15 protein-coding genes are annotated in these 14156 nt (G+C 71.4%); 13 read left to right on the top strand and 2 right to left on the bottom strand.

The window, feature by feature from the left end; all coding sequences use genetic code 11:
- The first annotated feature begins 192 nt into the window (after window positions 1-192).
- The 10 genes from ACI6PP_RS00075 to ACI6PP_RS00030 all read left to right on the top strand — a co-directional run bounded on the left by ACI6PP_RS00075 (window position 193) and on the right by ACI6PP_RS00030 (window position 10413).
- Window positions 193-402, top strand: a complete 210-nt coding sequence (locus ACI6PP_RS00075; RefSeq protein WP_421107993.1) for a ubiquitin-like protein Pup — start codon at window positions 193-195, stop codon at window positions 400-402.
- Window positions 403-1218 (top strand): proteasome subunit beta, encoded by an 816-nt coding sequence (gene prcB / locus ACI6PP_RS00070; protein ID WP_421107992.1) that lies wholly within the window; start codon window positions 403-405, stop codon window positions 1216-1218.
- 43 nt (window positions 1219-1261) lie between these two features.
- On the top strand, window positions 1262-1975 hold the full coding sequence (gene prcA, locus ACI6PP_RS00065) for a proteasome subunit alpha (protein WP_421107990.1): 714 nt from the start codon (window positions 1262-1264) through the stop codon (window positions 1973-1975).
- Between the two features lie 4 nt (window positions 1976-1979).
- The gene (gene pafA, locus ACI6PP_RS00060; RefSeq protein WP_421107989.1) at window positions 1980-3341 is read left to right on the top strand and encodes a Pup--protein ligase; all 1362 of its coding nucleotides are present in this window, start codon (window positions 1980-1982) and stop codon (window positions 3339-3341) included.
- 97 nt (window positions 3342-3438) lie between these two features.
- Entirely contained in the window at window positions 3439-4353 is a 915-nt protein-coding gene (locus tag ACI6PP_RS00055) for an FKBP-type peptidyl-prolyl cis-trans isomerase (protein WP_421107988.1), read from the top strand.
- A 12-nt stretch (window positions 4354-4365) separates the two neighbouring features.
- Window positions 4366-5325: a helix-turn-helix transcriptional regulator gene (locus ACI6PP_RS00050; protein ID WP_421107987.1), complete on the top strand. Its 960-nt coding sequence runs from the start codon at window positions 4366-4368 to the stop codon at window positions 5323-5325.
- Complete coding sequence (locus tag ACI6PP_RS00045; protein ID WP_421107985.1) at window positions 5322-6341, top strand: helix-turn-helix transcriptional regulator; 1020 nt, start codon at window positions 5322-5324, stop codon at window positions 6339-6341. Before ACI6PP_RS00050 ends, ACI6PP_RS00045 begins: the two co-directional genes overlap by 4 nt.
- On the top strand, window positions 6341-6640 hold the full coding sequence (tatA, locus tag ACI6PP_RS00040) for a Sec-independent protein translocase subunit TatA (RefSeq protein ID WP_421107983.1): 300 nt from the start codon (window positions 6341-6343) through the stop codon (window positions 6638-6640). The genes ACI6PP_RS00045 and tatA overlap by 1 nt, the downstream gene beginning before the upstream one ends.
- 80 nt (window positions 6641-6720) lie before the next feature.
- On the top strand, window positions 6721-7608 hold the full coding sequence (gene tatC / locus ACI6PP_RS00035; protein ID WP_421107981.1) for a twin-arginine translocase subunit TatC: 888 nt from the start codon (window positions 6721-6723) through the stop codon (window positions 7606-7608).
- A 30-nt stretch (window positions 7609-7638) separates the two neighbouring features.
- Window positions 7639-10413, top strand: a complete 2775-nt coding sequence (locus ACI6PP_RS00030; RefSeq protein WP_421107979.1) for a DEAD/DEAH box helicase — start codon at window positions 7639-7641, stop codon at window positions 10411-10413.
- A gap of 55 nt (window positions 10414-10468) precedes the next feature.
- Here the strand turns inward: ACI6PP_RS00030 and ACI6PP_RS00025 are convergent, their stop codons facing one another.
- Entirely contained in the window at window positions 10469-11407 is a 939-nt protein-coding gene (locus tag ACI6PP_RS00025; RefSeq protein WP_421107978.1) for a 5'-3' exonuclease, read from the bottom strand.
- Window positions 11408-11426: 19 nt separating this feature from the next.
- On the opposite strand from ACI6PP_RS00025, the gene ACI6PP_RS00020 reads away from it, so the two are divergent.
- From ACI6PP_RS00020 to ACI6PP_RS00010, 3 genes are read left to right on the top strand one after another with little or no spacing between them, the layout of a single operon-like run.
- Window positions 11427-12530, top strand: a complete 1104-nt coding sequence (locus ACI6PP_RS00020; RefSeq protein WP_421107977.1) for a M24 family metallopeptidase — start codon at window positions 11427-11429, stop codon at window positions 12528-12530.
- Window positions 12531-12577: 47 nt separating this feature from the next.
- On the top strand, window positions 12578-13033 hold the full coding sequence (locus ACI6PP_RS00015; protein ID WP_421107976.1) for an Lrp/AsnC family transcriptional regulator: 456 nt from the start codon (window positions 12578-12580) through the stop codon (window positions 13031-13033).
- Window positions 13030-13635 (top strand): GNAT family N-acetyltransferase, encoded by a 606-nt coding sequence (locus ACI6PP_RS00010; RefSeq protein WP_421107974.1) that lies wholly within the window; start codon window positions 13030-13032, stop codon window positions 13633-13635. The genes ACI6PP_RS00015 and ACI6PP_RS00010 overlap by 4 nt, the downstream gene beginning before the upstream one ends.
- A 118-nt stretch (window positions 13636-13753) precedes the next feature.
- Here ACI6PP_RS00010 and ACI6PP_RS00005 read toward each other — a convergent pair whose 3' ends face one another.
- Complete coding sequence (locus ACI6PP_RS00005; RefSeq protein WP_421107972.1) at window positions 13754-14080, bottom strand: antibiotic biosynthesis monooxygenase family protein; 327 nt, start codon at window positions 14078-14080, stop codon at window positions 13754-13756.
- Window positions 14081-14156: the final 76 nt, after the last annotated feature.

Genomic DNA, 14156 nt, shown 5'->3' with positions numbered 1-14156 from the left:
CGTGACGACGGGAGAATCGGCGTACGGCCGTCGTGGGCGGTCATAGGCCGATTCCCCGGCCGACCCGTCGCGGTGAGACGTCGCCGCGTCGTCGGACGTGGGTCCCACCCCCGTTATAGGGTCGAGGTGACGGTCCGGCGGGACCGTCGGCACCACGAATCAAGGCACCCCACGACCCGGACGAGGTGGACCATGGCGCGCGACGGCGGACAGCAGCACAAGACCCCCCGCAGGAGCAGCGAGGTCGAGGAGGAGACGCAGGTCGACTCCTCCGAGGACGTCGCCGAGCGCAAGGGCAAGCTCGACGACGACGTCGACTCGATCCTCGACGAGATCGACGACGTGCTCGAGGAGAACGCCGAGGAGTTCGTGCGCAGCTTCGTGCAGAAGGGCGGGCAGTAGATGCTGCCCGACGCCTACCTGCGTCCCGGCACCTCCTCGTTCGCCGAGTTCCTCGGCAGCCAGGTGCCCGACGCGCTCCCGCGCAACCGCCCGGGCACCGAGAGCCTGTCCCCGGCGCCCACCCACGGCACGACCATCGTCGCCGCGACGTTCCCCGGCGGCGTCGTCATGGCCGGCGACCGCCGCGCCACCATGGGCAACGTCATCGCCCAGCGCGACATCCAGAAGGTCTTCCCGACCGACGAGTACTCCTGCGTCGGCATCGCCGGCACCGCGGGCCTCGCGGTCGAGATGACGCGGCTGTTCCAGGTCGAGCTCGAGCACTACGAGAAGATCGAGGGCGCCACGCTCTCCACCGACGGCAAGGCCAACCGCCTGGCCGCCCTGATCCGCGGCAACCTCGGCATGGCCATGCAGGGCCTCGCCGTCGTCCCCCTGTTCGCCGCCTTCGACATCGACGCCCAGGTGGGGCGGATCTTCGCCTTCGACGTCACGGGCAACAAGAACGAGGAGCGCACCTTCCACTCGGTGGGCTCGGGCTCGACGTTCGCTCGGGGCGCGCTCAAGAAGCTCTACCGCGACGACCTCACCGAGACCGAGACGGTCACCGCGGCCATCCAGGCGCTGTACGACGCCGCCGACGACGACTCTGCGACGGGCGGCCCCGACCTCACGCGTCGGATCTTCCCGCTCGTCTCGGTCGTCACCGCCGACGGCTACCGCCAGTGGGACGAGGACGCCACCGCCGCCGTCGCCGACGCCGTCATCGGTGGCCGGATGACGCGCCCCGACGGCCCCGTCGCCGGGCTCACCTGACCCGCCCCTCGTCCCGCCCACCCAGCCCCAGGAAGAAGGCACCGTGACCGCCCCGTTCTACGTCTCGCCCGAGCAGCTGATGAAGGACCGGGCGGACTTCGCCCGCAAGGGCATCGCCCGGGGCCGCAGCGTGGTCGTGGTGCAGTACGCCGACGGCGTCCTGTTCGTCGCCGAGAACCCCTCGCAGGCGCTGCACAAGATCAGCGAGATCTACGACCGCATCGGGTTCGCCGCGGTGGGCCGCTACAACGAGTTCGAGAACCTCCGCATCGCGGGCGTCCGCCTCGCCGACGTCCGCGGCTACTCCTACGACCGGCGCGACGTCACCGGCCGCGGGCTGGCCAACGCCTACGCCCAGACGCTCGGCACGATCTTCTCCTCGGGCGGCGAGAAGCCGTACGAGGTCGAGATCTTCGTCGCCGAGGTGGGCGACGACGCCGACGGCGACCAGATCTACCGCCTCACCTACGACGGCTCGGTGGCCGACGTCCAGGGCCACGGCGTGATGGGCGGGCAGGCCGAGACCGTCGGCACCTGGCTGTCGGAGCACTTCACCGACGGCCTCGACCTCGACGCCGCGCTGCGCCTGGCCGCCGACGCCCTGGGCCACGACGGCACCGAGCCCCGCACCGTCGAGGCCGGGTTCCTGGAGGTCGCGGTGCTCGACCGCACCCGCGCCCGTCCCCGCAAGTTCCGCCGGATCACCCGCGACGCGGTCCGCACTGCCCTGCAGAACAGCCCCACCGACCTAGGCTGAGACAGTGGACCGTCGCATCTTCGGCATCGAGAACGAGTACGGCGTCACCTGCACGTTCAAGGGTCAGCGCCGACTGTCGCCCGACGAGGTGGCGCGGTACCTGTTCCGCCGGGTCGTGTCGTGGGGCCGCAGCAGCAACGTCTTCCTGCGCAACGGCGCGAGGCTGTACCTCGACGTCGGCAGCCACCCCGAGTACGCCACGCCCGAGTGCGACGAGATCACCGAGCTGATCACGCACGACCGCGCGGGGGAGCGGATCCTCGAGGGCCTGCTCATCGACGCCCAGCAGCGGCTCCGCGAGGACGGCATCCTCGGCGACATCTACCTGTTCAAGAACAACACCGACTCGGCCGGCAACTCCTACGGCTGCCACGAGAACTACCTGGTGGGTCGCGACGGCGAGTTCAACAAGATCGCCGACGTCCTGATCCCGTTCCTGGTGAGCCGGCAGATCATCTGCGGTGCCGGCAAGGTGCAGCAGACGCCGCGCGGCGCGATCTATTCGGTCAGCCAGCGCGCCGAGCACATCTGGGAGGGCGTCTCGAGCGCCACCACCCGCTCGCGGCCGATCATCAACACCCGCGACGAGCCGCACGCCGACGCCGAGCGGTTCCGCCGCCTGCACGTCATCGTCGGCGACTCCAACATGAGCGAGACCACCGCGATGCTCAAGGTCGCCACCACCGACCTCGTGCTGCGGATGATCGAGGCGGGCGTCGTCATGCGCGACATGACCCTCGACAACCCCATCCGCGCCATCCGCGAGATCGCGCACGACATGACCGGCAGCCGCAAGGTGGCGCTGGCCAACGGCCGCGAGCTGTCGGCGATCGAGATCCAGACCGAGTACCTCACCAAGGCGCGCGACTTCGTCGACCGCAACGGGCTGGCCACGCCCACCATCGAGCGCGTGCTCGACCTGTGGGAGCGCACCGTCAAGGCCGTGGACTCCGGCGACCTGTCGCTCGTCGAGCGCGAGATCGACTGGGTGATCAAGTACAAGCTGCTCGAGCGCTACTGCGCCAAGAACGACATCGGCCTCGGCCACCCCCGCATCGCCCAGCTCGACCTGGCGTACCACGACATCCACCGCGACCGCGGCCTGTACTACCTGCTCGAGAAGAAGGGCGCCGTCGCCCGCGTCACCAACGACCTCGACGTGTTCGCGGCCAAGTCGGTGCCCCCGCAGACCACCCGCGCCCGCCTGCGCGGCGACTTCATCAAGAAGGCCCAGGAGCGTCGCCGCGACTTCACCGTCGACTGGGTGCACCTCAAGCTCAACGACCAGGCGCAGCGCACCGTCCTGTGCAAGGACCCGTTCCGGTCGCACGACGAGCGCGTGCACAAGCTGATCGAGGGCATGTAACCCGCCGTCCTTGTCGGCGACCGGGCGGTGGTTACGCTGGGGGAGGCCCGCCACTGGTGGGCTCTCGACTTTCCCCACCCCGGAGGCCTGAACCACCGTGCGCCGTCTGCTCGCCTGCCTGACCGTCCTCGTCCTCGCGCTCACCGCGTGCGGTGGTGGTGGTGACGGCGGTGGCTCCGGCGACGGCATCGACGGCGTGAAGGTGACCGGCGCGTTCGGCAAGACCCCCAAGGTCACCACCGGCAAGGACTTCTCGGTGACGTCGACGGAGTCCAAGGTCCTCGACGAGGGCGACGGCGCCGCCGTCAAGGAGGGTGACTCGTTGTCGCTCGACTTCGTGGGCGTCAACGGTCGCACCGGCAAGGAGTTCGGCAGCTCGTTCAGCCAGGGTGGCGAGCCGCTGTCGACGACGCTCACCGCCGAGTCGCTCGTGCCGGGCTTCGTCAAGGGCCTGGAGGGCAAGAAGATCGGCAGCCGCGTGCTGGTCGCGATCCCGGCCAAGGACGGCTTCCCCGACGGCAACGAGCAGATCGGCCTGAACAAGACCGACACGATGGTCTGGGTGTTCGACCTGGTCTCCAAGATCGAGCCCAAGGCCGCCACCGGCACCATCGCCGACGTCAAGGTCACCGGCGCCGAGGGCAAGGCCCCCAAGGTCGAGGTGAAGAAGGACTTCTACGTCGACAAGACCGAGTCCAAGGTCACCCGTGAGGGCGACGGCGCGGTGGTCAAGGCCGGCGACACGATCAACGTGAACTACGTGGGCATCAACGGCCGCGACCTCAAGGAGTTCGACAGCTCCTACACCCGCGGCCAGGCCGCCGACTTCACCCTGGCCGAGGGCCAGCTGATCCCGGGCTTCATCACCGGCCTGGTGGGCAAGAAGGTCGGCGACCGCGTCGTCATCACCATCCCGCCCGCCGACGGCTACGGCGTCCAGGGCAACAGCCAGGCCGGCATCCAGGGGACCGACACGCTGGTCTTCGTGGTCGACATCCTCAAGATCGGCTGACACGCTCCACCCATGTCGGCACGCAAGAGCGAGCGGTTGATGAACCTGGTCATCGCGCTCCTCGTCACCCCGTCGTACCTGTCCAAGGAGCGCATCCGGCACGCCGTCGAGGGGTACCGCGACCAGAACGACGAGGCCTTCGGGCGGATGTTCGAGCGCGACAAGGAGGAGCTGCGCGAGATCGGCGTCGAGATCGAGACCGGCTCGCACGACGCGGTGTTCGGCGACGAGCTCGGCTACCGGATCCGCCGCGACGCGTTCGAGCTGCCCGAGATCTCGCTCGAGCCGGACGAGGCCGCCGTCGTGGGGCTCGCGGCGCGGGTCTGGCAGCAGGCGCGGCTCGCCGACGCCACCCAGTCCGCGCTGCTCAAGCTGCGCGCGGCGGGCCAGCAGGTCGACGCGTCCGGGCTGACGGGCATCGAGCCCCGGCTCGCCGCGAGCGAGCCCGCGTTCGAGCCGCTGTGGGACGCCGTCGTGTCGCGCACCCCCGTCACGTTCACCTACCAGCGCCCCGGCCACGACCGCACCTGGCGCGAGGTCGAGCCGTGGAGCGTCCTGTCGTGGCACGGCCGCTGGTACCTCGCCGGACGCGACCGCGGTCGCGACGCGCCGCGCATGTTCCGTCTGTCGCGGGTGGTGGGCGAGGTGACGCCCGCCGGGGCGGCGGGGGAGTACGACGTGCCCGAGGACCTCGACGTCGAGGCGATGGCCACCTCGCTGTTCCCGGCGCCGGCCGCCTCGACGGCCGTCCTGCGCGTGCGTTCGGGCGCCGGCCTCGGCCTACGCCGTCGGGCCGCGTCCGAGACCGTCGAGGACGACCGCTGGGACCGTCTCGAGGTCCCCTACGGCATGGTCGGCGAGCTCGCCGAGGACGTCGTCAGCTACGGGCCCGACGTCGTGGTGCTGGAGCCGGCCGAGCTGCGTGCACGCGTGGTCGACGGCCTGCGCCGGCTGGCGGGGGACGACGCGTGAGCACCTCCCAGGAGCAGGTGACCCGGATGCTGGCCCTGGTGCCCTACCTGCGCGGCAACGAGGGCGTGCCGGTGGCGCAGGTGGCCGAGACCTTCGGCGTCCCGCGTCGCCAGATCGTCAAGGACCTCAACGTGCTGTGGTTCTGCGGTCTGCCCGGTGCCGTCACCGGCGAGATGATCGACGTCGACATGGACGCCCTGCGCGGCCAGGGCGTCGTCTACGTCGACAACGCCGAGTTCCTGTCGCGTCCCGTCCGCCTCACCGCACGCGAGGCCGTCGCGCTGGTCGTGGCGCTGCGCACGCTGCGCGAGAGCGCCACCGGCGACGAGCGCGACGTCATCGAGCGCGCCCTGGCCAAGCTGGAGTCGGCCGCCGGAGACGCGGCGGCGGCCAGCGCGGCCGTCGAGGTGGTGCTCGACGAGGACGTCGACACCGCGCTGCGCGACCGGCTCGCCACCGCGGTCCGCGAGCGTCGGCGCGTGCACCTGACCTACCTGGTGCCCTGGCGCGACGAGCGCACCGAGCGCGACGTCGACCCGCTGCGCGTGCTCACCGCCGAGGGACGCACCTACCTCGAGGGCTGGTGCCACCGCGCCGAGGACCTGCGGCTGTTCCGGCTCGACCGCGTCGTGGGGGTCGAGGTGCTCGACGTCCCGGCCGAGGACCACCCCGAGGTCGCCCCGCGCGACCTCAGCCAGGGCGTCTACCGCCCCCACGGCGAGGGCCCGTACGCGGTGCTCGACCTCAGCCCGAACGCGCACTGGATCTGCGAGTACTACGCGCTCGAGGACCGCCAGGACCGCGACGACGGCATCGTCCGCGTGACGATGCGCGGTGACGAGGAGTGGCTGCGTCGCTTCGTCCTGAGGCAGGCGGGTACCGTCGTGGTCGTCGAGCCTGCGTCACTGGCCGACGACGTGAGGTCCCGGGCCCGCCTGGCGCTCGGGGCGTACAGTGAGGACGAAGCGACCGGCGTCGGTGACGACGCGCGCACCCGCGAAGAGGAGTCACCCTGATGGGCAACCTAGGTCCGACCGAGATCATCCTGATCCTCCTGGTCGTGGTGCTGCTGTTCGGCGCCAAGAAGCTCCCCGAGCTGGCCCGCGGCTCCGGCCGAGCCCTGCGCATCTTTAAGTCCGAGACGTCCGGCCTGATGAGCGACGACGACGACGAGAAGACCAAGGCCGTCGACGACCCGGCCGCCAAGCCCCAGCGCGCCGCCCAGCCGCAGCAGCTGCCCCGCGAGAGCGGCGCCACCGGTGCGGAGACGCCCGAGGAGTCCCTGCGCCGCCTGCAGCGCGACGACAACGCCTGAGGCGCGGGTAGTCCGTGGCCCTCTCGTTCCGCCGGGGGAGCGCGCCGTCGCCGGCGACCCCTGACGGCAGCATGCCGCTCATGGAGCACCTCCGGGAGCTCCGCAACCGGCTGGTCAAGTCGGTGCTGGCGATCGTCGTGCTGTCGGTGGTCGCCGCGTTCTTCTACGACGAGATCTACGCCGCGCTGACGCAGCCGTACACCACCTCGGTCGCCGACCTGGCGCGCGAGAAGGGCGTCGACGCGCAGCTGGTGATCGACAACGTCGCCGGCCCGCTCACCCTGTTCCTCAAGACGAGCCTGGTCGTCGGCATCGTGCTGTCCAGCCCGGTCTGGCTCTACCAGATCTGGGCCTTCATCGTGCCGGCGATGCACCGGCACGAGCGCAAGTGGACGATGGCCTTCGTCGCCGTCGCCGGCCCGCTGTTCATCCTCGGCGTGGGCGTCGGGTACTACGTGCTCCCCAAGGGCATCGAGATCCTGATCGGGTTCACCCCCGACGGCGTCAGCAACTTCACCAACATCGGGCTCTACCTCAACTTCATCCTGCGGATGCTGCTGGTCTTCGGCGTCGCGTTCGAGATCCCGCTGTTCGTGCTGATGCTCAACTTCGCCGGCGTCGTGAGCGGCAAGAAGCTCGGCGAGGTGCGGCCCTGGATCATCGTCGGCACCTTCGTCTTCGCGGCCGTCGCGACCCCGTCAACCGACCCGATCAGCATGCTGTTCCTGGCCCTGCCCATGACCGTGCTGTTCATGATCTCCGAGATCATCGCCCGGGTCGTCGACCGACGTCGCGCCGCCAGGTCCCTGGACGACGCCGACTACGCGTCGTGGTCCGACGACGAGGCCTCGCCCATCGTCGCGTCCGGTGCCGTGGGCGCCACGGCGATCGAGGGGCCGAGCGACCTCGACGCCCCCGACGACGACGTGATCCGGCGCGACCGCGGCGAGGACGACGACATCAGGTGAGCGTCGTGCCGCCCACGTAGGGTGGGTGGCATGACCTCCCCGGCCGAGCGTTATGCCCAGTCGCGCGCGGACAGGCAGAACCCGCAGGTCGCCGAGTTCCGGGGCCTGTACGAGTTCGGTCTCGACGGCTTCCAGATCGAGGCGTGCAAGGCGCTCGAGGACGGGCACGGCGTCCTCGTCGCCGCGCCCACCGGGTCGGGCAAGACGATCGTCGGCGAGTTCGCGGCGCACCTGGCCATCGAGCAGGGCCGCAAGTGCTTCTACACCACGCCCATCAAGGCGCTGTCGAACCAGAAGTACCACGACCTCGTCGAGCGCTACGGCCCCGACCGCGTCGGACTGCTGACGGGCGACAACTCGATCAACGGCGACGCGAGCGTCGTCGTGATGACCACCGAGGTCCTGCGCAACATGCTCTACGCGGGCTCACGCACCCTCGACACACTCGGCTACGTGGTGATGGACGAGGTGCACTACCTCGCCGACCGGTTCCGCGGGGCGGTGTGGGAGGAGGTCATCATCCACCTGCCCGAGTCCGTCGCCGTCGTGTCGCTGTCGGCCACGGTGTCCAACGCCGAGGAGTTCGGCGACTGGCTGGCCGAGGTGCGCGGCGACAACGTGACGATCGTCGAGGAGAGGCGACCGGTCCCGCTGTACCAGCACGTGCTGGTGGGCCGGCGCATGCACGACCTGTTCGAGGACGGCCCCGACGGGTCGGAGCGCCGCGTCAACCGCGAGCTCGAGCGCATCGCCCGCGACGACCAGCGCGCCCAGCGCCTGCAGCGCGCGTCGCAGGGCAGGTACGGGCGGGGCAAGAAGCGCGGCGAGCAGTACGCGTCCCACCGCAACCGGCAGAAGAACTTCACCCCCAGCCGCATCGACGTGCTCGAACGGCTCGACGCGGCGGCGCTGCTGCCCGCGATCGTGTTCATCTTCAGCCGCAAGGGCTGCGCCGACGCCGTCAAGCAGTGCCTCACCACCCGGCTCAGCCTCACCTCGCCCGACGAGGAGCGCGAGATCCGCGCGTTCGTGGAGGACCACTGCGCGTCCATCCCGGCCGAGGACCTGCACGTGCTGGGCTACCACGAGTTCTCCGAGGCGCTGGCGCGCGGCATCGCGAGCCACCACGCCGGCATGCTGCCGCGGTTCAAGGAGTGCGTCGAGGAGCTGTTCACCCGCGGCCTCGTCAAGGTCGTCTTCGCCACCGAGACCCTTGCGCTGGGCATCAACATGCCCGCGCGCTCGGTGGTCATCGAGCGGCTCTCGAAGTGGAACGGCGAGACGCACGCCGACGTCACGCCGGGGGAGTACACCCAGCTCACCGGACGCGCCGGCCGTCGCGGCATCGACGTCGAGGGGCACGGCGTGGTGCTCTGGCAGCCGGGGCTCGACCCGCGGCACGTCGCCGGCCTCGCGTCGACGCGCACCTACCCGCTCCGGTCGTCGTTCCACCCGTCGTACAACATGGCGGTCAACCTGGTCGACCAGGTCGGGCGGGCCACCGCACGCCAGCTGCTCGAGCAGTCGTTCGCGCAGTTCCAGGCCGACCGCGCCGTCGTCGGGCTCGCCCGCCAGGCGCAGAAGGCCGAGGAGGCGCTGGCCGGCTACGCCGAGGCCGCCACCTGCGACCGCGGCGACTTCATGGAGTACGCCGCCCTGCGCCGCGAGCTCAGCGACCGGGAGTCCAAGGGCTCCAAGCAGCGACGCTCGGTCGAGCGCCAGACCGTCGTCGAGGCGCTGGAGATGCTGCGCCCGGGCGACATCGTCGAGGTGCCCGCCGGACGGTGGGCCGGCCTGGCGGTCGTCCTCGACCCCGGTGTGACGGCCGACCGCGGCGGGCCCCGTCCGCTGGTGCTCACCGCCGACCGCCACGCGCGGCGTCTGGCCATGGTCGACTTCCCGACGCCCGTCGAGGCGCTGGGCAAGATGCGGGTGCCCAAGTCGTTCAACGCCCGCAACCCGCAGAACCGGCGCGACCTCGCGTCCACGCTGCGCCAGCGGGCCGGCGAGCTGCCGCCGCCCCGCAAGGGCGGGCCGAGGCGCGCCGAGCGCGGTGACTCCGCCCCCGACCCCGAGATCGACCACATCCGCAAGCGTCTGCGCGACCACCCGTGCCACGGCTGCCCCGAGCGGGAGTCGCACGCCCGCTGGGCCGAGCGGTACCACAAGCTCGAGCGCGACGTCACGGCCCAGCGCCGCAAGATCGAGGACCGCACCAACACGGTCGCGCGGCAGTTCGACCGCGTCTGCGAGGTGCTCGACGAGCTGGGCTACCTCGACGGCGACCAGGTGACGCCCACCGGACGACGCCTGCAACGGCTCTACTCCGAGCTGGACCTGGTGGCCAGCGAGTGCATCCGCAAGGGCGTCTGGGACGACCTCACGCCCGCCGAGCTGGTCTCGGCGCTGAGCGGGCTGACGTTCGAGTCGCGCAACCCCGACGACGCCGACGCGCCGCAGTTCCCCAAGGGCGGCGTGCAGGACGCCGCGTCCACGATGAACCGGATCTGGGCCTCGCTGGAGTCCGTCGAGCGCGCGCACCGGGTGTCGTTCCTGCGGCGGCCCGACTTCGGGTTCGCCTGGGCGGCCTGGCAGTGGGCGACCGGCGTCCCGCTCGACCGGCTGCTCGCCGAGAACGAGATCGCGGCGGGCGACTTCGTCCGCGCCGTCAAGCAGCTGCTCGACGTCACCGAGCAGGTGGCCGACGCCGCCGGGCCCGACTCACCGGTGCGCCAGCAGGCCCGCACGGCCGCCGGCCTGCTGCGCCACGGCGTGGTCGCGTACAGCTCGGTCTCAGCGCCCTGATCGTCGACTTGTCGGTGCGTGGTGATGCCCTGGCATCACCAGCCACCGACAACTCCTACGGCAACGCGGACAGGACGCGCTCGACCGAGCCGCCGAGGCCCCACGTCTCGCCGAACGCGACGACCGCGGCGCGCGCGTCGACGTCCAGCGGGGTGAGGGTGAGCGCCTCGACGGTGCCGGGCTCACCGCACTCCACCTCACGGTCGACGGCGACGACCTTGCGCCCCCGGGCGACGTAGTCGTGGCCGGCCTGAAGGTTGGTGCGCACGCGGGGGGTGATGGAGCTGCGACGGTCGTCGGCGGCGGCCAGGATCCCGTCGAGGTCGCCGAACTCCTTGAGCAGGCGTGCGGCGGTCTTGTCGCCGATTCCGGTGACGCCGGGCAGGCCGTCGGACGGGTCGCCGCGCATCACGGCGAAGTCGACGTAGCGATCGGGGTCGACGCCGTACTTCTCGTGCACCCAGGCACGGTCGACCTTGTCGTGACGGCCGACCCCGCGGGCGGTGTAGAGCACGCGAATGCCGGCGTCGTCGTCGACGAGCTGGAACAGGTCGCGGTCGCCGGTGACCACCTCGACCGGGCCCTCCCAGCGGGTGGCCAGGGTGCCGATGACGTCGTCGGCCTCGGCCGCGGCCGCGCCCACCACGCTGATGCCGAGCAGCGCGAGCACCTCGCGGATCAGCGGCACCTGGACGCCGAGCTCGTCGGGCGCCTCCTCCTCGTCCACGCCGGGCCGGACCTCGGCGACGCGGTGCTCCTTGTACGACGGCAGCAGCTCGACGCGCCACGCCGGGCGCCAGTCGTCGTCCCAGCACGCCGCGATCGCGTCGGGGTGGTAGCCCGAGGACAGGGTCGCGATGAAGTCGAGCAGCCCGCGCACGGCGTTGACGGGCGTGCCGTCGGGAGCCTTGAACGTGTCGGGCACGCCGTAGAACGCGCGGAAGTACAGCGAGGCGGTGTCGAGCAGCATCAGGCGCGGGCCGGTCGGACTCATGCGGGTATCGTGCCAGGCGATGACTTCCGACACAGCCGACCGACTCCGCCGCGCCCAGCAGACCGCCGCCGACCAGGGGGTCGACGCCCTGCTGGTCTCGCCGGGACCCGACCTGCGCTACCTCACCGGGTACGACGCCAAGCCGCTCGAGCGGCTCACCTGCCTGGTGCTCCCGTCGAGCGGGACGCCCGTGCTCGTGGCCCCGCACCTGGAGCGCGCGGCCGCCGTCGCGTCCGGCGTGGAGGCGCTCGGCGTCGAGATCGTCACCTGGCAGGAGACGCACGACCCGTACGCGCTGACCGCGACCCTCGTGAAGGGCGGCGTCGTCGGCCTCGACAACCACATGTGGGCCGAGAAGGTCCTGGCGCTGGCGCACGCGATGCCCGGCGTCGAGCAGCGGCTCGCCGGCCCCGTGCTGCGCGAGCTGCGCATGCGCAAGACCCCGCAGGAGGTGGACGCGCTGCGCGAGGCGGGCGCGGCCATCGACCGCGTGCACGCGCGGATGGGTGAGTGGCTGCGTCCCGGTCGCACCGAGCGCGAGGTGGGCGCCGACATCGCCGACGCGATCCTGGCCGAGGGGCACGCGACCGTCGACTTCGTCATCGTGGGGTCCGGTCCGAACGGCGCCTCGCCCCACCACGAGGTGTCCGACCGCGTGATCGAGGCGGGCGACCCCGTCGTCGTCGACATCGGGGGCACCACCCCGGCCGGCTACTGCTCGGACTGCACGCGCAACTACGTCGCCGGCGGCACCCCGTCCGCGGAGTACGAGAAGGCGTTCGCGGTGCTGCGCGAGGCCCAGCAGGTGCAGTGCGACTACGCCCGCCCCGGCGTGACGGCCGAGTCCGTCGACGCCGTGGGACGCCGGGTGATCGCCGACGCCGGGTACGGCGACCTGTTCATCCACCGCACCGGGCACGGGATCGGCCTGGAGACCCACGAGGAGCCCTACATCGTCGAGGGCAACGACATCGTGCTCGAGCCGGGCATGGCCTTCTCTATCGAGCCCGGCATCTACCTCGAGGGCCGTCACGGCGCGCGGATCGAGGACATCGTCGTCTGCACCGACGACGGCCTGGAGCGGCTCAACCTGACGACCCGCGATGTCGTCACGCTGCCCTGAGCGTCGAACGTCCGGTCCGGGCGACCCGCGCCGGTAGAGTGCCGGGCGTGGAACAGATCGACCAACGCATCCTCGGCCTGCTGGCCGCGGACGGGCGGCTGTCCTACACCGACCTCGGCAAGGCCACCGGCCTGTCGACGTCGGCGGTGCACCAGCGCGTCAAGCGGCTCGAGCAGCGCGGAGCGATCTCGGGCTACCGCGCCGTTGTCGACCCCGCCGTCATCGGCCTGGCCCTGACGGCGTTCATCTCGATCCGCCCGATCGACCCGAGCGAGCCCGACGACTGCCCCGAGCGGCTGCGCCACATCCCCGAGATCGAGGCCTGCTACTCCGTGGCCGGCGACGAGAGCTACATCCTCAAGGTGCGGGTGGCCGACACCCCCGCGCTCGAGACGCTGCTGGCCCGCGTGCGCGCCGCGGCGAACGTGTCGACCCGCACGACCATCGTGCTGTCCATCCCGTACGAGAACCGCCCCCTGGGAACCGAGGAGCCACCTGCGTGAGCCAGTCCGAGTACGTCGTCCGGCGCGTGAGCGAGCCCGAGCCCGAGCACCTCGACCAGATCCACCGGCTCGTCGTCGAGATGGTCGAGGAGGGTGCCGCGCTCGGCTGGGTCGAGCCGCCGACGCGCTCGGACGTCGGCGAGCTGCTCGCCGACCTGATCCAGGGCGCCGACTTCGACGACGCCTGCCTGGTGGTGGCCGAGCGCGAGGCCGACGGCGAGGTCGTCGGGTTCGCGTACTGGACGCGCCGCGACGGCGAGACCGAGCAGCCCCACGCCGACATCGGACGGGTCGCGGTCTCGTCCCACGCCCGTGGGGGCGGCCTCGGCCGCCGCCTGGTCGAGGGCCTGATCGAGTACGCCCGCACGGTCGGCATCGAGATCCTCACCCTCGACGTCCGCGGCAACAACCACGCCGCGATGCACGTCTACGAGCGCCTCGGCTTCGTCGAGTACGGCCGCATCCCCGACTTCGTCGCGGTGGAGAACCAGCGCTGGGACAACGTCTACTTCTCGATGGACCTGCGCGGCAAGGCCCAGCACGCCGACCTCGAGATGCTCGGCGACACCCCCGAGGGCCCCGGCGCGTCCGAGCTGCGCTGACGCTCTCCGGTGTGACGGTTTCCCAGGTGAACCTGGTGTCCCGACGGCACCCCGGAGAACTTCCCGTGGTCTCGTCGGTTTCCCAGGTGAACCTGGGAAACCGAGACCGCGGCCGGGGTCAGCCGGGGGAGCCGCCGGCGACGGCGTAGGACCAGAGCTCGGAGTGGACGCCGACGGGCTTGGGGGCGTCGCCGCCGTCGCGCTCGGCCTGGGAGCGGTGGCCGTGGGCGAAGGACGGGGACGACAGCCATGCCTGGAACGACTCCTCGTCGCGCCAGCGGGTGATGACGAGCCAGGTGGTGCGCTCGTCGGTGGGCTGGAGCAGCTCGAAGCCCTCGAAGCCGTCCTGCCCGTCGACGGCTCCCGCGCGGGCAGCGAACCGGTGGGCCAGCTCGTCGCCGGAGCCCTCGGCGACGCTGATGGCGTTGATCTTGATGATCGTCATGCCGCGATCCTGCCAGGCGAGACCCAGCCCCGGTTGACACCGTCGCTCCCTGCGACCCATCCTGTACGGACAACTT

It is taken from the genome of Solicola agrisoli (assembly GCF_049059935.1).
GTDB lineage: Bacteria > Actinomycetota > Actinomycetes > Propionibacteriales > Nocardioidaceae > JAURVT01.
Note: the sequence above shows the minus strand (reverse complement) of the source record. Positions and strands in the feature narration are given on the sequence as shown.